This window comes from Streptomyces sp. NPDC012827 (assembly GCF_042900905.1).
GTDB lineage: Bacteria > Actinomycetota > Actinomycetes > Streptomycetales > Streptomycetaceae > Streptomyces > Streptomyces gulbargensis.
The window spans coordinates 19,534-38,004 of record NZ_JBIBBY010000017.1 but is presented as its reverse complement, the minus strand read 5'-3'; the positions used below and the strand labels follow the sequence as shown (position 1 = coordinate 38,004).

Sequence of the window (18,471 nt, the reverse complement as noted above, 5' to 3'; positions counted from 1 at the left end):
GTCCCTTACCCCCCCCCTTACTTCTCGTACCCGTTGGCCGGGGGGTGGGTGGCCGGACGGTCTGGTTGCCCGCCCCGGCCCCCCCCCCCCCCCCCCCGGGCCGGCCGCGCCGGCCGGGGGGCGGGGGTGGAGTTCAGGAGCTGACGGGGGCCGGGTGGACGCGGGCGGCGTGGGTCATGGCGTTCCGGACCACGGCGACCAGGACCTCCTTCACCGACTCGCGGTCGCGGGCGTCGCACATGAGGAGCTCCACCTCGGGGTCCAGGTCGAGCGCTCCCCGCACGGTCTCGGGCGGGTAGCGCCGGGCGCCCTCGAAGCAGTTGACGGCCACCGTGAACGGGATGCCGCGCCGCTCGAAGTAGTCGATCGCCGCGAAGCTGTCCTCCAGGCGGCGGGTGTCCGCGAGGACGACCGCGCCGAGCGCGCCCTGCGCCAGCTCGTCCCACAGGAACCAGAAGCGGTCCTGTCCCGGGGTGCCGAACAGGTACAGGACGAGGTCCTCGCGCAGGGTGATCCGCCCGAAGTCCATGGCGACCGTGGTGGTCGTCTTCGTCTCGACGCCGTCCAGGTCGTCCACGGGCCGCCCGGCCTCGCTCAGGATCTCCTCGGTGCGCAGCGGCCTGATCTCGCTGACGGCGCCGACCAGCGTCGTCTTGCCGACCCCGAACCCGCCGGCGACCAGGATCTTCAGGGTCATCGGCTCGACGGGGGTCTTCTTGCGGCTAGAGCGCCCGAAGGCCATTGATCACCTCGCGGAGAATGCTCACGTCCGGCAGCTCGGCCGGCGGAACGGGGCGGGTCACATGGACGAGTTCGTCCTCGACGAGGTCGCCGACGAGGACCCGGACCACCCCGACGGGGAGGTCGAGTCCGGCGGCGAGCTCGGCGATCGACTGGGGCTGTTCCCAGCAGCGTTCGACGATCTCCACGTGTTCGGGGGAGAGCGTCCGGTCCCGGCCGGGGTCGTCGGCGGCGGGCTCGGGGACCACCAGCGCGATGAGGTCGAGCCGGTGGCGGGAGGCGGCGCTCGTCCGGCCCCGGGTCATCGCGTACGGGCGGACCACCGGGCCCGCCTCGTCGTCGAACCAGTGGTGGCGGACGGGGGGCCGGCCGGCGTCGTCCGGGGTGGATTCGGCTGCGTCGCTCATGGTCCGGCCACTCACCCTCCGGTGGACAGGCCGGCCCGGGGCGCGGTGGTGAGGTGGGCGCCGACCCGCTTGACCATGAGGGTCATCTCGTAGGCGACCTGGCCGACGTCGGAGTCGGCGTCGGCGAGGACGGCCAGGCAGCTGCCGTCGCCGGCGGCGGTGACGAACAGGAAGGCGTCCTCCAGCTCGACCACCGTCTGGCGGACCCTGCCCGCCTCGAAGTGGCGGCCGACGCCCTTGGCGAGGCTGTGGAATCCGGAGGCGACGGCGGCCAGGTGCTCACCGTCCTCCCGGGTCAGGTCCTGGGAGGCGCCGGTGGGCAGTCCGTCGCTCGACAGCACCAGGGCCTTGCGGATGGACCCGACGCGCTGGACGAGTTCGTCGAGGAGCCAGTTCAGCTCGCCGTTCCCGCGTCCGTGGGTGCTGTTGGGTGCTGCGGCGTTCGGTGCGGTCATCGACCGTCCCCCTCCGGTGTCGTTCCTGGTGCTGTGGTGTCGTCCGGTTCGGCGTTGTGCCGCCGCCCGCGCTGCCAGCCGCGCTGCATGGCGGCCATGCGGGCGCGTACCTCGTCGGCGTCGCGCTCGAAGGAGTCGGGCCCGCCGGCCCCGGCGGTGCCCGTGCCCCTCCCCGTGCCGCCGCTCGTACCCGTGCCGGCGTCCGTGCGGTCGTGGTCGCGGAGCTGGGGCGCCAGGCTGGCCTGGCGGACGCGGCGGGGCAGGCCGCCGAAGGTGTCGGACGGCTCCGGGGGTACGGGGACGAGGGTGGGTCCGGTGCCGTGCGGCGGCACGGGCCGGTCGTCACGGGCGTCGGCGCCGCGGGCACGGGAGTCGTTCCGGCGGGTTCGGGGGGCGTCCTCGTGCGGCCCGGAGCCGTCGGCGCCGGGGCGTCCGGGGGCCGGGTGGGCGCGGCCGCCCTCGTCCAGGCGGCGTCCGTGGTCCACGACGAGCGTCGGCGGCCGGCGGCGGGGCAGCGGGAGGGGGCCGTGCGGCGTGGGAACGGTGTCGTTCCCCGCTCCGTCCCGGCCCGGGCGGTCGGCGCCCCCGCGTGCGTCGGCCGGGGTGTCGGAGGCCTGCTGATGCTGTTCGCCGGCGGGGGCGAGGCCGCGGCGGCGGTCGCGGGGCCGGAAGAGGCCCCCGCGCTCGCTGTCGGAGTCCAGGAGGTCGGCGGAGCGGTCGAGAAGCGTGTCGAAGTCCTCTTCGCCGAGCGGCGGTTCGAGCTCGACCGGTCCGTCGAGGTGTGCGGGCGTCGCGGTCACGTCGGGGACGCGGGCGAGGGCGGGCCTGCGGGTGGGCAGGCGGCCGTCGTCACCGGGCGCGCCCGGCCGCGTCCGGCCGGTGGTGGCGCGGTCGGGGCCCGTGCCATCGGCCGCCGCGCGGTCGGGGGCGGCGCGGTCCAGGTGGGTCCGGTCCAGGCGGAAACCGGCGCCCTGGGTCTCCGGGGCGTCGGTGAGCAGGGCGGCCGGGATGAACACGACCGCGGTGGTGCCGCCGTACGGGGAGGTCTGGAGCGAGACGCGGACGTTCTGCCGCTGGGCGAGCCGGCTGACGACGAAGAGGCCGAGGCGGTCGGTGTCGGAGAGCTCGAACTCGGGCGTCTCGGCGAGGCGGAGGTTGGCGTCGAGCAGGGCCTCGGGGGTCATGCCGAGGCCGCGGTCGTGGATCTCCAGGGTGAAGCCGTTGGCGACGCGCTCGCCGAGCACCTGCACGGCGGTGTGCGGGGGCGAGAACACGGTGGCGTTCTCGAGGAGTTCGGCGATGAGGTGGGTGAGGTCGGCGACGGCGGGGCCGCCGACGCCGAGGCGCGGCAGGCGCCGGACCTCGATGCGCTCGTAGTCCTCGACCTCGGCGACCGCGGCCCGCACCACGTCCATGAGCTGGACGGGCTTGCGCCATTGGCGGGAGGGGGCGGCGCCGGAGAGGATGACGAGGCCTTCGGCGTGGCGGCGCATGCGGGTGGTGAGGTGGTCGAGGCGGAAGAGGTCGGCGAGTTCCTCGGTGTCCTCGGTGCGCCGCTCCATCGTGTCGAGCAGGGTGAGCTGGCGGTGGAGGAGGACCTGGTTGCGGCGGGCCAGGTTGACGAACACCTCGGAGACGCCGCGGCGCATGTCGGCCTGCTTGACGGCGGCCTCGACGGCGGCGCGCTGGAGGGTGTGGAGGGCCTGGCCGACCTGGCCGACCTCGTCCTCCCCGTACCCCAGGTGGGGGACCTCGGTCTCGACGTCGACGTGTTCGCCGGCGGCGAGGCGGCGCATCACGCTGGGCAGCCGGACGCCGGAGACCTCCTGGGCCTCCTTCTGCAGGCGGCGCAGGTCGCGGATGAGGTCGCGGCCGATGCGGACGGAGATGACGAGGGAGGCGAGGAGGGCGAGGAAGCCGAGGACACCGGCGGCTCCGGCCTTCAGCAGGACGCTGTAGGCGGCGGGCTGGACGCGGTCCTGGTAGCGGTCGCCGGCGGCGGTGTTCTCGCGGGCGAGGGCGTCGAGGACGGGACTGGCCTCGTCCTGCCAGTAGGCGGCGGTGACGGTGCGGGGGTTGTCGGTGGGGCCGGCTTCGATCAGGGCGTTCTCGGCGGTGCGCAGTGCGGCGGTGCCGGGGCTGCGCCAGAACTTCTCGAAACGGGCGCGCTCGGCGGCGGGGAGCAGTTCGAGGTTGACCTCGTAGAACTGCTCGCGGTTGGCGACGAGGTCCGATATCGCGCGGATCTCCTGGGCGGTGATCCGGTCGGCGACGAGGGCGGACAGGACCAGGGCGTCCTCGCGGGAGAGGAGTTCGCGGGCGCGGGTGATGCCGACGAGGGCGCGGCCCTGCTTGTCCATCTCCACGTTCTCCAGGGCGTGGAGGGTGACGAGGAAGCTGTAGCAGGGGTCGACGAGGCGGTTGTAGAAGTCGAGCGCCTGCATGCGGCCGATGCTGCGGTTCTCCACGGAGCGGCGCAGCGAGGTGAGGCCGTCGAGCGCTTCGAGGAGGGAGTTGAGGCGCTGGGTGGTGACGGGCCGCATCTCGTCGCGGACGCCGGGTTCGGCGGCGTTGGCGCGGATCCGGGCGATCTGCCGGTCGGTGGCGCGGCGGGCCTCGCGGAGGGTGCCGAGGGCCTCGGAGCCGCGCGGGTCGGCGAGGTAGACGAGGGACTGGCGGCGCTCCAGCTGGATGACCCGGGCGGTGTCCTCCAGGGGGTAGCCGACCTTGTCGACGATGTAGCCGACGTCGAGGAGCTGGTCGGCCTCGCGCCCGGTGAGCACCGTGGAGAAGCCCCACAGGCCGGTCAGGGAGACGAGGGGGACGAGGAGCAACGCCACGATCTTCCGGCGGATGGACTTCCCGCGAAAGCGCATGGCCTCCCCCAGCTCGACCTCCGTGCGCCACGGAGGCCCTCCACGTGTGACGTCGCCGTCAACACGCGGCGTCAACCTTCGATTTCAACAAACGGCGGCGCGAGCCTACTACTGCATCAGAGCCATCTCGAAGGAGTGTCCGGGCGATTTTCAGCCTGTCGAGTGATCGTTGATCATGAGATGTCCGGGTATTCGGGGAGTTGGGATCGGCCACTGTGGCAGAGGACACGGAAAGGTGCGCCTTTTACCCGAGCTGCGGAGATGGCTGGAATTATTCGTTCCGGTGGATCATGTTCCGGACAGGCGAAACCTTTTCCCCGTCAGACACGTCATGCAGAGCGGGGAGGCGCCTGTCCGTGTAAAGCCGCGCACAACGGGCAGCCGACCTGAAGACGTCCGGCGGTGGGGAGTGACGAACCATGGAACACGACGCGCGGTCGGCGCGGCAGCTGTGGGTGGAGGACGAGCGGGGCCGGCGCAGGATGCCCGACCCGGTGCGCGACGCCGCCGTCCGGGCCGTGCTGATCGTCTCGGTGACGCTCATACAGGCGGTCATCGCCTTCCTCTGCACGCTCGCGGGCTCCTGGCTCGCCTTCCCGATGAGCATCACCGCCATCGCCTCGACGGTGGTGGCGACCTGGAGCGTTCTCGACATCTGGATCACCCGCCAGGTGTGGCGCCAGCGTCACGGGGTGGTCTCGGAGCCGAGCAGCACGGCGTGGCCGCCGCGCCGGGAGCGGCAGGCGGAGACGGTGGGAGCGGTGGAGGACGGCGCCGGCAGGGCGGCCACCGAGCCCTCCTCCGCGGGCGTGCCGAGGACGCTGTCCGAGGCGGCCTGACCGGCCCGGGCTCGCCCGCGCGCGAACCTGACCGGAAGCGGGGCCGCCCCCCCCCGGGGGGGGGGCGGGGGCCCCCCCCCCCCCCCCCCCCCCCCGCCCGCCCCCCCCCCGGGGGGGGGGCCCCCCCCCGCTTCCGTACGCCGTGGCCCTGCGAACAACCCGGTCCGCCGTACGCCGTGGCCTGCCGGTCACGCCGGCCGCGAGGCCGCTCCTACCGGGCCGGGGGTGTGGCGCCGGCCGGTTCGCCGGCGTCGTGGCGGCGGAACATCCGCGTCGCCGTGATCTCCCCGTGGATCGTCTCGCCCTCCCCCGCGGGCTGCGGCAGACCGGGCCGCAGGTGCTCCTCCACGCTGATGTACTTCAGCCCGGCCCGCAGGTCGGCGTCGTTGCGCAGCCGGATCACCAGCGGGAACTCGGCGAGCGCCGTCGTGTCGAACAGGCCCGTCGTGTAGAGCAGCTGGACGCCGAGCGCGTCCGACACCGCCCGCTGGAGTTCCAGCAGGTACGTGGCGTTGGCGCGGCCGATGGGGTTGTCGAGGAACAGCGTGCCCGCGTGCCGGTGCTTGTCGCGGCCCCGGTCGTTGGAGCGGAGCGCCGCCATCGTGCAGTACAGGGCGATGGCCGCGGTGAGCAGCTGGCCGCCCGAGAACACGTCGCCCATCTGCCCGACGGGGACCCGCTCGGCGCGGAGCACGGCGTCCGGCTTGAGGATCTCGACCGAGACCCCGCGGGGTTCGAGCGCCGCCTGCACCCCGCGCAGCAGCAGGGACATGCCGTCCCTGCGCAGGTCGGCGTTCTTCCTGACGGCGGCACGGGTCGCCTCGTCGACGACCTCGCCGAGCCGTTCGGTGAGCGTGGCCTGGTCGGGCTCCTCGAAGCGGATGCGGAGGAACTCCTGCCCGGACCACTCGCCGAGTCCCTCGGGGAGCCGGGAGAGCCGCTGCGCGGAGCGGAGGGTGGCGAGGGAGGACTCCACGAGTCCGCGCAGCCGGTCCACGATCGAGTCGCGGTTGCGCTCCAGCTGCTCCAGCTCGTCGGTGAGGACGCGGAGCCGGGGCGCGAAGGCCTCGGCCCACTTGGCGGCGTGCTCGGGGAGCGCGGAGGCGGGCAGTTCGCGGATCTGCTGGCGGGCGGGGGTGCGGACCTGCTCGTACCGGGTGGAGTTGGCGTGCCGGACGAGGATGTCGCCGGCCTCGCGGACCGCCGCGTCCGCCGCGGAGAGTTCCGCGGTGCGGGTGCGCAGCGCGCGGCGGGCCTCGGCGGCGGCGGTCCGGGCCTCTTCCAGGCCGCCGGGGTACGGGCCGGGCTCCTCGCCGTCCTCGTCCGTGTGGTCGCGCAGGAGGTCCCGCAGCAGGGCGGCGGCCTCGTCGAAGCCGCCGGCCGCGTCCTCGGCGGACCGGTGGTCGCGCAGCAGGCCGGCGTGCGCGGCGCGGGCCGCCTCCAGCGCCTCGGTCCGGGCGGCGAGTTCGGCGGTGGCCGTACGCAGCAGGACCTGGGCCTGCTCGGCGTCGACGGGCACCAGCTCCTCGGGCAGCTCGGTGTGGACCTCGCCGTCCTCGGGGGCGAGGCGCTCGGCCTCACCGCGCAGGCGGCCCAGCTTCTCGCTCGCCTCGGAGGCGCGCGACTCCAGCATCTGCACCAGGGATTCGGCGCGGGCCGCCGCGGCCTGCCGGGACGGGCCGTCGGCGCCGTCGGTGGATTCCAGGAGCTGTTCCGCGCGGGTGCGGACCTTGTTGGTGAGCCGGTCCAGCTCGGCGAGCGCGGCGGACTCGTCGCTCTCGGCGCGGGCCTGCTCGGCGCGGAGGTCGGCGCCGACGCCGACCTTCTCGTACAGCTGGGAGGCGGCCCGGTAGGCCTCGCGGAGGGTGGGGAGGGCGACCCGGGGCGCGTCGGCGTCCTCGTCCGGGAGGTTCTCGGGGGCACCGGCGATCTCGGCGCGTTCGGCGCGCAGGGCGCGGGCGGTGCGGTGGGCGTCGTCGGCGGCGCGCTGGGCGGCGCGGCGGTCCTCGTCGGCGGCGCGGGCCCGCTCCAGGCAGGTCTGGGCACGGGCCTCGGCCTCGGCGGCGTCGTCGGCGAGTTCGCGGAGCTTGGCCTGCCAGGCGGACCGCTCGCGGAGCCGGAAGGCGAGTCCGGCGAGGGCGTCGGCGGCGCGGCGGGCCCGCTGGGCGGCCTCCTGCCGCTCGTCGCGGACCTGGGCGGCGTCGGCGGCCGCCTCCTCGGCCTCCGCCCGTACCGTACGGGCCTCGGCGAGGGTGGCGGCGGCGGCCTCGGCCTTCTCCCGGGCGGTGGTGGCCGCGGCGGCGAGTTCGGCGAGCATGCCGGGCGGGCAGTCGGCGCGCCAGGCTCCGATGCGCGCCGCGAGGGCGCGGTCGCCGGCGAGGCGGGCGGCGAGGGCGCGGATCTCCTCGTCGCGGGCGGCGGCGCGGGCGCGCAGGGCGTGCCGCTCCTCGTCGGCCGCGTGCTCGTCGTGCATGGCCGGGTTCGGCGGGACGAGGAACACACCGGTGTCGTCCCCGACCGCGTCCCGGGCGGGGACGGGGGCGAGGAGGGCGGCGGCGGTGCCGACCGCCACGGCGGACCGGGGCAGCAGGGCGGCGGCGGAGAGGACCTCGCGGGCGCGTCCGTACGAGACGGGGTCGGTGATCACCACGCCGTCGACGAGCTCGGGGCGGGCCGCGAGCACGCGCGCGTGGTCGGCGGGATCGACGGCCTGGGCGAGGTAGCGCCAGCCGGGGAGGGCGGGGATGCCGTGCTCGCCGAGGTGCTCGACGGTCGCGAGGACGTCGGGGCCGGGCGGCAGGAGGCCGCCGTCGCCGAGGGCGCCCAGGATGCGGGAGTCGTCGGCGGCCGCGGTCCGCAGCTCGAACAGCTGGCGCTCGGCGGCGGCGACGGCCCGGTCGAGCAGGGCGCGCAGCTCGTCGGCGTACCGGTCGAACTCGGTGACGGTGAGGGGGCCGTGTGCGGTGGCCGCGAGGCCGAAGGCGGCGCCGGGGACGTGGCCGGAGCCGGTCGCGGCGGCGGTGCCGGGGCGGCCGCCGGCCGCCTGCTCGCCGACCGGCACGTGGCTGCCGGCAGCCTGGTCGCCGGGGCCGCGGTCACCGGACGGGGAACCGGCGGGGCCGGCGGTGCCGTCGCCGCGGCTTCCGGCGGCCGCGGGGCCGGCCTGGTCGGGAACGGCGCCGGTGCGCTGGCCGGGCAGCGAGGACGCGGGGGTGTTCGGGAGGCTCAGCAGCTCGGCCAGGCGCTCCTCGGCGGCCAGCGATTCGGCGGCGCGGCGCTCGGCCCCGTAGGCGTTCTCGGCGGCATCGGCCGCGTCCGCCGCCCGGGCGGCGGCGAGTTCGGCGCGGGCCTCGGCGGCGGCGGCCTCGCGGGCCCGTTCGGCGGCCGTGCGGGCGGCCTCGCGGGCCGCGTCCCAGGCGGCGACCGTCGACTTCTCCGCGTCGCTGGCGGCCAGCGCGGCGCGGGCCGGGTCGGCGTCGGGGGCCGAGTCGTCGAGCCAGCCGGCCCGTACCGCCTCGGCGGTCTCCTGCTCGACCTCGGCGAGGCGCTGGCGCAGGTGTCCGGCCTCGCTGCGGGCCCGCTGGGCCTCCGTCGCGGCGGCGGTGGCGTCCCGGTGGGCGGCCTCGCCCGCCTCCTGGAGGGCGGTGGACCGCTCCTCCTCCTCGGCGGCGTGCCGCTCGCCGTCCTCGGCTGCCGCGGCGAGGGCCCGTACGAGGTCGGCGGCGGCCTTGGCGCGGGCGGCGAGGGCCGGGGCGGCGTCGCGCTCGGCCTCGCGGATGGCGGCGGCCACGCGGGCCGAACGGTCGGCGGCGGCGCGGTGGCGCAGGACCGCCTCGGCGGCCTGCCACGCGGAGTGCAGGGTGCGGGCCTCCAGGAGCTCGCGGCGCTGGGCGGCGGCGCCCTTCTCGGCCGCGGTCAGCGCCAGCGAGGCGTGCCGGAAGGCGAGTTCGGCGGCGATGAGGGCGCTGCGGCCGCGGGCCGTCTCGGCCTCGGAGACGGCGTGCGCGGCGGACGTGACCCGCTGGGCGAGTTCGGCGGCCCGGCCCCGCTCCTCGGCGGCGCGGGCGGAGAACCGGCGGGCGAGGGTACGGGTGCGGCGCTCGGCGCCGGCGTGCACCTCGCGCGCGTGGGCCCGGGTTTCGGCGGCGTCCACGATCCGGTTCAGGAGGTCCACGGATCCGGCGGTGAACTCGCGCTCGGCGGTCAGTTCGGCGCGGCGGCCGAGCTTGTTGCCGAAGCCGCCGACGAGGTCGGCGAGGCCGTCGGTGTCACGGGTGTCGGTGACGGCCCGCAGGAGCAGGTCCGTGAAGTCGGAGTCCTTCTTGACCGCGAAGAGGCCGGCGGCCTCGCCCTCGTCGGCGTTCATCTCCCGCTGGTAGCGGAAGAGTTCGGGGTCGAGGCCGAGTTCGCCGAGGTGTTCGTTCCAGCGGTCGTGGATCTCCTCCCAGTACACCTCCAGGTGCGGGTACGCCTTCCCGGCCTCCGTGAGCGCGTCGCGGAAGCCCTTCATGGTGCGGCGGCGGCCGGTGGCGCCGGACGCGCCCTCCACCGGAGGGCGGACGGAGGTGGCCTCGGCGACGGGGAGGCTGTCCAGGCTGAGCCCCGGACCGGGGCGGAAGGAGTACCAGGCCTCGGCGAACTTCCGCGGGTCGTTGGAGACCTGCCGGCCGCGCCACTCGCTGGCCTTGCCGACGACGACCAGCTCGCCGGTGAGGGTGTGCTGCCATTCCAGGGCGACGTGACCGCAGTCGTCGGCGAGGAGGAACTTGCGGAGCACGCCGGAGCTGGCGCCGCCCAGGGTGTTGCGGTGGCCGGGCAGCATGACCGAGAAGATCAGCTTCAGGAGGACGGACTTGCCGCCGCCGTTCTCCAGGAACAGCACGCCCGCGGGGGCGGGGCGGCGCGGCGGGCCGACCGGCTCCTCCTCGAAGAACTCCGCCTGGGTGGGAGCGGGGTGCGGCACGGGGGCGCCGACTCCGCGCAGGTCCAGGACGGTGTCGGCGTAGCGCGCACCGGCGGGGCCGATGGAGTAGAGGCGGACCCGGGACAGCTCGTACATGGCGAGGGACTCTCGTACTGGGAGGTTCGGTTACGCGGGGCGGTCAGGCGTGGAACGGCAGTCCCGCGTCGGCGGCGAGTTCCAGGTCGTCGCCCTCGGGCGGCGGGAGGAGCGTCGGGGAGCCGTCGCTGACGGGGACGACGCCGAGGTCCAGCAGCTCCGCCATGGCGGCCGAGCCGGCCATGTCACGGACCTGGAGCTGGTAGCGGGCGGTGGTGCGGTAGGAGCCGCCGCCCTCGTCGCCGGTGCGCTGGAGGAAACCGGAGTCGGTGAGGAAGGCGACGGCCTTGCCGACGATGCCGGTGGTGGAGCCCGCGAGGCGGCGGGCGTCCTTGGTGGCGCCGGTGGCGCTGCGGCGGGCGTAGATGCGCCAGGCCGCCTCCAGGCCGGGGGCGTCGGAGGCCGGGTCGGTGTTCTCGCCCTGTTCCTCGGCGCGCTGCTCCAGGCGCAGGCAGGCCTGGCGGACGAAGGCGTCGACGCCGTTGACGGTGAGGCGGCCGATGTAGCCGTCGTCGGCGAGGTCCTCGGGCCGGGGGAAGGCCATGGCGGCGACGGCCAGGTGGGCGAGGCCGTGGAGGAAGCGGTCGGCGGAGTCGGTGTTGGCCCGGCGGGCGTAGTCGCCCATGCGGACGGCGAAGACGGAGTCCTCGCCCGCGGTGACGGCCATGCCCGCGCGCGGGGAGACCTCCAGGACGATCAGGCCGAGGCCGGTGGCGACCGCGTCGGCGAGCCGGGCGAAGGGGGGGTCCTCGCGGTAGCGGCGGAGGAGTTCGGCGTACTCGGCGTCGCGGGCGGGGAGCAGCTTGGGCTGGAGGCCGAAGGAGACCAGGCGGGCGGCGTCGGCCGCGTCGGCGGGGGTGACGGCGGACGGCGCGGGGGCCTGCGCGGGCTCCGGTTCGCTCCACGCGTCGGTGTACTCGGCGTGGGTGTCGCTCACGGCTGGGGCTCCTCGGTGCGGCGCTCGGTGTCGGGACGGGGCAGGGGAAGGGGGACGGGGGTGACCGCGGCGGGGCGGTCCGCGCCCGACGGGCGGTCCGTCGCGGGCGCGGTGGCCGGGCCGTCCGGGTGGACTGGGTCGGCCGGGTCCGTGGGGTGGTCGCCGGCCGGGACCCGCGGGGCCGGGTCACCGGTGAGCCGGACGGCCCGGACCGCGGGCAGGCCGCCGCGCCCGGAGGCGGCGCCGGCACGCGAGGGCTCCGCCGGGAGCACCGACCCGACCCGGGGTCCGCCTCCCGGCCCGGGTCCGGGGGCGGCGCCGGCGGGCGGCTCCACGACCACGGGCCGCACGCGGGGACCGTCGGCCGGCCCGGCGGCGTCCGGAGCCGGGCCGGCCGGGGGCTCTCCCGGTGCGGTGGCGGGGCCGGTACCGGGCGCGGGGGCGGTCACGAGGCCTCCGTACGGGCGGCGGCCATGCCCGCCGCGTCGAGCAGCGCCGTACCGACGACGAGGTCGGCGCCGCCGAACTCGGGGTCGTCCAGGGGCGTGCCGTCGTCCACCGCGAAGAGGAGCCGTTCCTCGCCCTGGCGGTAGGCCGTGCCCACCGGGGGGCTCGCCGCGTGGACGGCCAGCAGGGCGACCAGGTACGGCAGGTCGGGGTCGAGACGGCGGGCATCGGCGAGCAGACCGGAGAGCCGGCGCGGGGCGTCGTGCTCCAGGTCGAGCAGGCGGAGGGCCTGCGCGAGCTGCTCCTCGCTGAAGCGGGAGTCGTCGGGGGTGGCGATGAGGTCGGGCTCGGGCATCTCCGCGCCGAGGTGCTCGCGCTCCACGGGAGGGGTGAGCAGCAGGTCCACGAGGTCGCCGAGGCGCACGGAGGCGGGGGTGCGCAGGCCGGTGCCGTGGGCGAAGAAGGCGTCCGTGACCTTGGTGGCCTGTGCGACGGGCAGCGGCAGGACCGGGGCGACGAGCTGTCCGTACAGGTCGAGCCCGGTGTACCGGGTGGGGGCGGCGAAGGCCTGGCGGTCCTGTTCGGCGCGGAAGAGGGGGCCGGCCTCCAGGAGGCGGGACTGGAGCTGTGTGTGGCGCCGGATGCAGTCCTTGACGATGTCCACGAGTTCGGCGGCCCGCCGCTTGTGTTCGGCGGTCTTCGGGTCGGAGGTCGTCTCCGCCTCGTCGCGCGCCTTGCGGATGTTGGTGAGGATCGCGTTCTCGTGACGGTAGCGGTCGGCGACGTGGTCGAGCGCCTCCGCGATCATGTCGGGGACCGCGTGGAGCCAGTCCACGGCGCGGACGTTGCGGCGGGTCGCCTCCAGCGTCTTGCGGAGGGTCTCGGCGTACTGCACGGTCCGGTACCGCGCCTGCTCGGCGGCGAGCTGGGCGTCGGCGAGCCGGCCCCGGCTGATGAGCACCTCCAGCTTCACCTCGGCGGCGATCTGGGCGCTGGTGACGTCGGTGTCGAGGGCGCCGACGAGCACGTTGACGGCCTCGTCGGTGGTACGGAGGTAGACGCCGCCCCCGTAGCCGGGGACCTCCTCGATGAGCTTGAAGTCGTAGTCCCGGCGGACGTACACGCCGTCGGTGTCGAAGGTGCCGTAGACGGCGCGGAAGCCGCGGTCGACGCTGCCGACGTTGATCAGGTTCTCCAGGACCCAGCGGGCGACGCGCTCGTGCTCGGCGGCGGGCCGCCCGGGCGCCTGCGCGGCGACGCGCGGGATCAGCCGGGCCACTATCTGCTCGTGGTCGGCGCCGGTGTCGAAGTCCATGTTCAGCGTGACGAGGTCGATGGCGGCGAGGGCCACCTCCGCCATCGCGTACACCGAGTACTCGCCGGCGAGGTTCGCCTTGCGGACGTCGAGGTCGTGCAGCGGGGCGGTGCACGCGAGCGCGCGGAGGCGCCGCGCGAGCCCTTCGTCGGCGGCCGGGCCCTGCGCGGGCCGCGGCCCCGCGCTGAGCTGGGGCGGAGCGGGATCCGTCGAGGCTGGCGAAGTCACGGTGCACAGAGTAGGTCCTGGAACTGACAGCGGTCGAAACGGCGCAGGTCCGGCCGGGGGGCGGAGGCGGTGGTACGGAGTGGGGCGCGCGTTCCGAGGGGGCGTGGCCCGGTCGGTACGGGGCCTGGCCGACGGGGCGCGGCGGTAGGCCCGGCGGGCGAGGCACGGCGGTACGGCGTCCCCGGGAGGCCCGCCGTCGCGATCGGATCGGGGGCCCGTCAGGACCGTCCGCTCAGGCGGTCCCGTCCGCCGGGGCTTCCGGGGGCCGCCCCGCGAACGGGGCGTACGCGGCGGCGAGGCGGGTGTGGGAGTCGTCGAGGTAGCGCGCGAGGAGGCGTTCGGCGGCGGGCCGGTCGCCCGCTCGCAGGGCGTCCAGGATCTCGCGGTTGCGGAGGAGGAAGGGCCGGTGCAGGGAGCGCGGGTCCGGCACGACGTGGAAGGCGAGGCGGAGTTCGGCGAGGACGCTCCGCATCAGTTCGTCGGTGCGGGGGCTGCCGGCGAGGGCGACCAGCGCGCGGTGGAAGTGGATGTTGGCGGTGGCGACGCCCTGCCAGTCGTCGGCGCCGGCCGCGGCCTCGCCCTCCGCGACGGCGGCGGCGAGCGCCGCCAGGGCGAAGGGGGGCTCGCCGAGGCCTCGTACGACCGCGCATTCCACGAGCCGCCGGGTGCGGTGGATGTCGTCGACGTCGTCGGCGGCCAGGACCCGGACGGAGACACCCCGGTTGAGCCGGTGGACGAGCAGCCGCTCGTGGGTGAGCAGCCGGAAGGCCTCGCGCAGGGTGTTGCGGGACACACCGAGGGCGCCGCCGATGCTCTCCTCGGAGAGACGGGATCCGGGCGGGAAGTACCCCTCCGCGATCCGGGTGCGGAGGACGTCCGCGACGCGCTCGGCGGTGCTGGTGCGCCCGAGCAGCGCGCGGTCCTCGGTCAGTCCCCCGGCGTCACTCGTGCCCACGGCGCCCCTTCCGTCCCGTTGCCCTCCGCCCCTCCGGCGTGCGCGGCCGAGTCAACCGCAGAACGGGGGACGGGACAACACATCTCTTGTCGGATCGTTCAACAATCCTCTACGTTGGCGGCACCGCGCGGCTCCCGCCCGCGGGCCCTCCGCCGCCGGCGGGCCGCACCCGGCGGGCCGCACCCGGCCGGGGCCGGGTGAGAGAGGAAGGCCGTCATGAGCAGGGTCTCGATCGACCTCAACGCCGATCTCGGCGAGGGCTTCGGCCGCTGGACGCTGACCGACGACGAGCGGCTCCTCACCGTCGTGACCAGCGCCAACGTGGCCTGCGGCTTCCATGCCGGGGACGCCCCCACCATGCGCCGGGTGTGCGAGCTGGCCGCGGAGCGCGGGGTGAGCATCGGCGCGCAGGTGTCCTACCGCGACCTGGCGGGCTTCGGGCGGCGGGCGATGGACGTGCCGGCGGCGGAGCTGGTGGCCGAGGTGGCCTACCAGATCGGCGCCCTGGAGGTCTTCGCCCGGGCCGCCGGCTCGCGCGTCTCGTACGTGAAGCCGCACGGAGCCCTCTACAACCGGGTCGTCCGGGACGGGGAGCAGGCGGCGGCGGTCGTGGAGGGCGTGCTGCTGGCCGGCGGGGCGCTGCCGGTGCTGGGGCTGCCCGGTTCGCGGCTCCACGAGGCCGCGGCGGCGGCCGGACTCCCGGCGGTGCCCGAGGCCTTCGGCGACCGGGCCTACCGGGCGGACGGCTCGCTGCTGCCGCGCGGGCGGGAGGGAGCCGTGGTCACGGACCCCGAGCGGGTCGTGGAGCGGTCGGTGTCCATGGCCCGGACCGGAACGGTCACGGCGCACGACGGCTCGGTGGTGCCCGTCGACGCCCGCTCGCTCTGCCTGCACGGGGACACTCCGGGCGCGGTGGAGCTCGCCCGGCGCGTGCGCGCCGGCCTGGAGGCCGCCGGGATCCGGGTGGAGGCCTTCGCGTGAGCCCCCGCCGGAGCGGGCCGCCGAGGGTGCTGCGGGTGGGCGACCGGGCGCTGCTGGTGGAACTGGCCGACGGCGACCGGGCGGAGGCCTTCCACGCCGAGGTGCTGCGGCGGCGCGCGGCCGGGGAGCTGGCGTCCGTACGGGAGGTGGTGCCGGCGGCCCGCACGGTGCTGCTGGACGGGGTGGACGATCCGGAACGGCTCGCCGCCGAGCTGCCCCACTGGGAGCCTGCGCCGCTCCACGCGCGCGTGGGCGAGGCCGTCGAGGTGCCGGTGCGGTACGACGGTCCCGATCTGCCGGAGGTGGCGGAGCTGTGGGGGGTGTCGGTGGCGGAGGCGGTACGGATCCACACGGCGGCGGAGTTCCGGGTCGCGTTCTGCGGGTTCGCGCCGGGCTTCGGCTATCTGACGGGCCTGGGCGAGCGGTACGCGGTCCCGCGCCGCGCCACTCCCCGCACCGCCGTCCCGGCCGGGTCGGTGGCTCTGGCGGGGCCGTACACGGGCGTGTACCCGCGCCCCTCGCCCGGGGGCTGGCAGCTCATCGGCACCACGGACGTGGTGCTGTGGGACCCCCGGCGCGAACCGGCGGCCCTACTGGCACCGGGCACGCGCGTCCGGTTCACGGCGGAGGGCGGGCGGTGACCGGCCGCACGGTCGCCGTCGTCCGGCCCGGGGCGCTGACCACCGTGCAGGACCTGGGGCGGATGGGACACGCGCACCTGGGCGTGCCCCGCTCGGGCGCCCTCGACACCGGTGCCGTACGGCTCCTGAACCGGCTCGTCGGCAATGCCGAGGACGCCGCGGTCCTGGAGACCACCGTCGACGGGTGCGCGCTGCGGACCGGGTGCGCGGTGACCGTGGCGGTCGGCGGCGCGCCCTGCCCGGTCCGGGTGGACGGGCGGCCGGCGGCCTGGGGTACGGCGGTGCGGCTCGGGCCCGGGTCCCTCCTGGAGGTCGGCGCGGCCGTGCGCGGGCTGCGCTCGTACGTGGCGTTCGGCGGCGGGATCGCGGTCGAGCCGGTGCTGGGCAGCCGCTCCACCGACCTGCTCTCCGGCCTGGGCCCGGCGCCGCTCTCGGCCGGCGCCGACCTGCCGCTGGGGGCGGTGACCCCCTCCGCGCGGGGGCCGGTCGACACCGCGCCGTGGCCGGGCCCGCCGGACGAACTCGTCCTGCGGGTGCGGCTCGGCCCCCGGGACGACTGGTTCACCCGCGGAGCCCTGGAGACCCTCGCCACGCGCGCGTACCGGGTGTCGCCGGCGAGCAACCGGATCGGGCTGCGGCTCGACGGCCCGCCCCTGGAGCGGGCCGTACCGGGTGAACTGCCCAGCGAGGGCATGGTCCTGGGAGCGGTGCAGGTGCCGCCGGACGGGCACCCGGTGGTGTTCCTGGCGGACCATCCGACGACCGGCGGCTATCCGGTGGTGGCGGTGGTCCGGGAAGGGGACCTCGACGCGGCGGCCCAGGCCGTGCCGGGCACTCCGGTCCGCTTCGTCCCCGTGACCCGGCGCGGGCCGGCCGGAGGCGGGCCCCGGTAGCGACGGCTCCGGGGCTCACGGGGGCCCGGCGGGCGCGCCTCCCGGGCGGTCGTTCCCGCCCCGCCCACGGCGTCGCGCATCGGCGCGGGGGCCCCGCCTCGTCGGGGGCGGAACCACCCCGGGGCGCCGCTCCCCGGTCCGGCGGGCGGCACGGGCCGGAACCGCCGGCGACGGGAAGCGGACGCTCCCGCCGGGCCCGGACGCACGGCACCGGGGGCGGGGAGGGTCCGGCTCAGACCTGGAGGTCCGGTCCTATCCGGTTCCGTACCGCGGTCTGGACCTCGACCTCCTCGGCCGGGTCGGCGGCGAGGCGGCGGAGCCGCTCGGCGACGCGTACGTCTCCGGTCTCCGCGTGCTGGGCCGCGAGCTCGCGGGTGGTCTCCTCGCAGTCCCAGAGGCATTCGACGGCGAAGCCGGTCGCGAAGGTGGGGTCGGTGGCGGCGAGGGCCCGGGCGGCCCGGCCGCGGAGCTGGGAGGAGGAGGTCTCGCGGTAGATGTGGCGCAGCACGGGGGCCGCGCAGGCGATGCCGAGGCGTCCCGCGCCGTCGGCGAGGGGGCCGAGGGCGGCGGAGTCGGGGCCCTCGGCGCGGACGGTGCCGCGCAGGGCGTCGAGGACGAGGCGGGCGTCGGCGGCGGTGCCCCGGCAGGCGAGGACCTCGGCGGCGGCGGCACCGAGGGCGTCGTCGCGGCGGACCCAGGCGCGGGCGCGGGCGACGGCGTCCTCCCCGCACATGCGCCGGTAGGCGGCGACGGCCGCTTCGGCGACGGTACGGGAGTCGCTGTCGGTGGCCCCGTGGGCGGCGAGGTCCGCGGCGGCCTCGACCAGATCGAGGACGGCGGGGTCCCGGGCCTCGGCGAGGTGGTGCAGGGCGGCGCCCCGGGCTCCCGGCGCTCCGTGCCGGGCGGCGTCGAGGAGTTCGGGCCGGTCCTCGGGGCCGGCGACGGCGGTGAGGCAGCGCGCGGCGGGCCCGTGCAGCAGCGCACCGCGCGCGTACCCCTCCTGCGCCCAGTCGAGGACGGCGCGCACGCTCCAGCCGGGGCGGGGTCCGGCCGGGCGCAGCTGGCGCTGCCAGCGGTCGAAGGAGCCCTGTTCGCGGGCGGCGCGGACGCGGGCTCCGACCTCCTCGCGGGGGTCCTCGGCCCAGAGCCGCCAGGGGCGGGGTTCGAAGGCGTCCCGCACGGTGCGGGACAGGTCGGCGTCGCCCTCGGGCCCGGCGGGGAAGCGGGCGAGGACGGGCAGGGCGAGGCCGCGCAGGCCGGCGTCGTCGTCGCGGAGCGCGAGCTCGTCCAGGGCCCAGGCCCAGTTGGAGCCGGTGGCCGCGTAGCGGCGCAGGAGGAGCAGGGCGTCGCGCCGTCCGTAGGAGGCGAGGTGGCCGAGGACGGCCAGGGCGAGCCCCGTCCGGGATTCCTCGGTGTCGAGGTGGTCCTCGGCACAGAAGAGGTGCGCCTCGATCTCCTCCAGGCCTCCGTGGAGGTCGAGGTGGAGACGGGCGTAGTACAGGGAGCGGTTCTCGACCTGCCAGTCGTGGCGGGGGTCCTGGAGCACGCAGTGGTTGAGGGCCGCGAGGGCCTCGGCACGGGGGGCGGCGAGCGCGTGCAGGGTGCCGTCGCCGCGGCCTCTCTGCAGCAGACCGAGCAGGGTGCCGCTCGGCGCTATGACTGGATCGAACATGGGAAGACGCCTCACATCAAGCTGT

The 18,471-nt window shown here is 76.5% G+C and carries 14 protein-coding genes; 4 read left to right on the top strand and 10 right to left on the bottom strand.

Translation table 11 applies throughout. From position 1 onward, the window contains the following. Positions 1-133 precede the first annotated feature (133 nt). The 4 genes from ACFY60_RS29175 to ACFY60_RS29160 are packed head-to-tail and all read right to left on the bottom strand — an operon-like array spanning position 134 to position 4,479. Positions 134-742, bottom strand: coding sequence for an ATP/GTP-binding protein (locus tag ACFY60_RS29175; protein WP_388617543.1), 609 nt, complete (start codon positions 740-742; stop codon positions 134-136). Further along, positions 723-1,148 (bottom strand): DUF742 domain-containing protein, encoded by a 426-nt coding sequence (locus ACFY60_RS29170; RefSeq protein WP_388617540.1) that lies wholly within the window; start codon positions 1,146-1,148, stop codon positions 723-725. Before ACFY60_RS29170 ends, ACFY60_RS29175 begins: the two co-directional genes overlap by 20 nt. Positions 1,149-1,159: 11 nt before the next feature. Next, positions 1,160-1,603, bottom strand: a complete 444-nt coding sequence (locus ACFY60_RS29165; protein WP_388617537.1) for a roadblock/LC7 domain-containing protein — start codon at positions 1,601-1,603, stop codon at positions 1,160-1,162. Beyond that, positions 1,600-4,479 carry a nitrate- and nitrite sensing domain-containing protein gene (locus tag ACFY60_RS29160; protein WP_388617535.1) on the bottom strand — a complete coding sequence of 960 codons (2,880 nt, stop codon included), beginning with the start codon at positions 4,477-4,479 and terminating at the stop codon, positions 1,600-1,602. Before ACFY60_RS29160 ends, ACFY60_RS29165 begins: the two co-directional genes overlap by 4 nt. Positions 4,480-4,898: 419 nt before the next feature. On the opposite strand from ACFY60_RS29160, the gene ACFY60_RS29155 reads away from it, so the two are divergent. Beyond that, a complete protein-coding gene (locus tag ACFY60_RS29155) occupies positions 4,899-5,318 on the top strand; it encodes a hypothetical protein (RefSeq protein WP_388617530.1) in 420 nt (139 codons plus the stop codon). Positions 5,319-5,529: 211 nt separating this feature from the next. Here the strand turns inward: ACFY60_RS29155 and ACFY60_RS29150 are convergent, their stop codons facing one another. The 5 genes from ACFY60_RS29150 to ACFY60_RS29130 all read right to left on the bottom strand — a co-directional run bounded on the left by ACFY60_RS29150 (position 5,530) and on the right by ACFY60_RS29130 (position 14,259). Further along, on the bottom strand, positions 5,530-10,377 hold the full coding sequence (locus tag ACFY60_RS29150; protein ID WP_388617528.1) for a hypothetical protein: 4,848 nt from the start codon (positions 10,375-10,377) through the stop codon (positions 5,530-5,532). 43 nt (positions 10,378-10,420) lie between these two features. Next, entirely contained in the window at positions 10,421-11,314 is an 894-nt protein-coding gene (locus ACFY60_RS29145) for a hypothetical protein (protein WP_388617525.1), read from the bottom strand. Then, positions 11,311-11,763, bottom strand: a complete 453-nt coding sequence (locus ACFY60_RS29140) for a hypothetical protein (protein WP_388617522.1) — start codon at positions 11,761-11,763, stop codon at positions 11,311-11,313. Before ACFY60_RS29140 ends, ACFY60_RS29145 begins: the two co-directional genes overlap by 4 nt. Next, positions 11,760-13,304, bottom strand: a complete 1,545-nt coding sequence (locus ACFY60_RS29135) for a hypothetical protein (protein ID WP_388617519.1) — start codon at positions 13,302-13,304, stop codon at positions 11,760-11,762. Before ACFY60_RS29135 ends, ACFY60_RS29140 begins: the two co-directional genes overlap by 4 nt. A gap of 232 nt (positions 13,305-13,536) precedes the next feature. Continuing rightward, positions 13,537-14,259, bottom strand: a complete 723-nt coding sequence (locus tag ACFY60_RS29130; RefSeq protein ID WP_388617517.1) for a GntR family transcriptional regulator — start codon at positions 14,257-14,259, stop codon at positions 13,537-13,539. Positions 14,260-14,475: 216 nt separating this feature from the next. Between ACFY60_RS29130 and ACFY60_RS29125 the strand changes: the two genes are divergently transcribed. Genes ACFY60_RS29125 through ACFY60_RS29115 form a run of 3 tightly spaced genes read left to right on the top strand, consistent with a single transcriptional unit; the run spans position 14,476 to position 16,774 of the window. Continuing rightward, the gene (locus ACFY60_RS29125) at positions 14,476-15,240 is read left to right on the top strand and encodes a LamB/YcsF family protein (protein ID WP_388617496.1); all 765 of its coding nucleotides are present in this window, start codon (positions 14,476-14,478) and stop codon (positions 15,238-15,240) included. After that, positions 15,237-15,881 carry an allophanate hydrolase subunit 1 gene (locus ACFY60_RS29120; RefSeq protein ID WP_388617493.1) on the top strand — a complete coding sequence of 215 codons (645 nt, stop codon included), beginning with the start codon at positions 15,237-15,239 and terminating at the stop codon, positions 15,879-15,881. Before ACFY60_RS29125 ends, ACFY60_RS29120 begins: the two co-directional genes overlap by 4 nt. Next, positions 15,878-16,774 (top strand): biotin-dependent carboxyltransferase family protein, encoded by an 897-nt coding sequence (locus ACFY60_RS29115; RefSeq protein ID WP_388617489.1) that lies wholly within the window; start codon positions 15,878-15,880, stop codon positions 16,772-16,774. Before ACFY60_RS29120 ends, ACFY60_RS29115 begins: the two co-directional genes overlap by 4 nt. Before the next feature lie 232 nt (positions 16,775-17,006). Here the strand turns inward: ACFY60_RS29115 and ACFY60_RS29110 are convergent, their stop codons facing one another. After that, positions 17,007-18,446 carry a HEAT repeat domain-containing protein gene (locus ACFY60_RS29110; protein ID WP_388617485.1) on the bottom strand — a complete coding sequence of 480 codons (1,440 nt, stop codon included), beginning with the start codon at positions 18,444-18,446 and terminating at the stop codon, positions 17,007-17,009. Positions 18,447-18,471 lie beyond the last annotated feature (25 nt).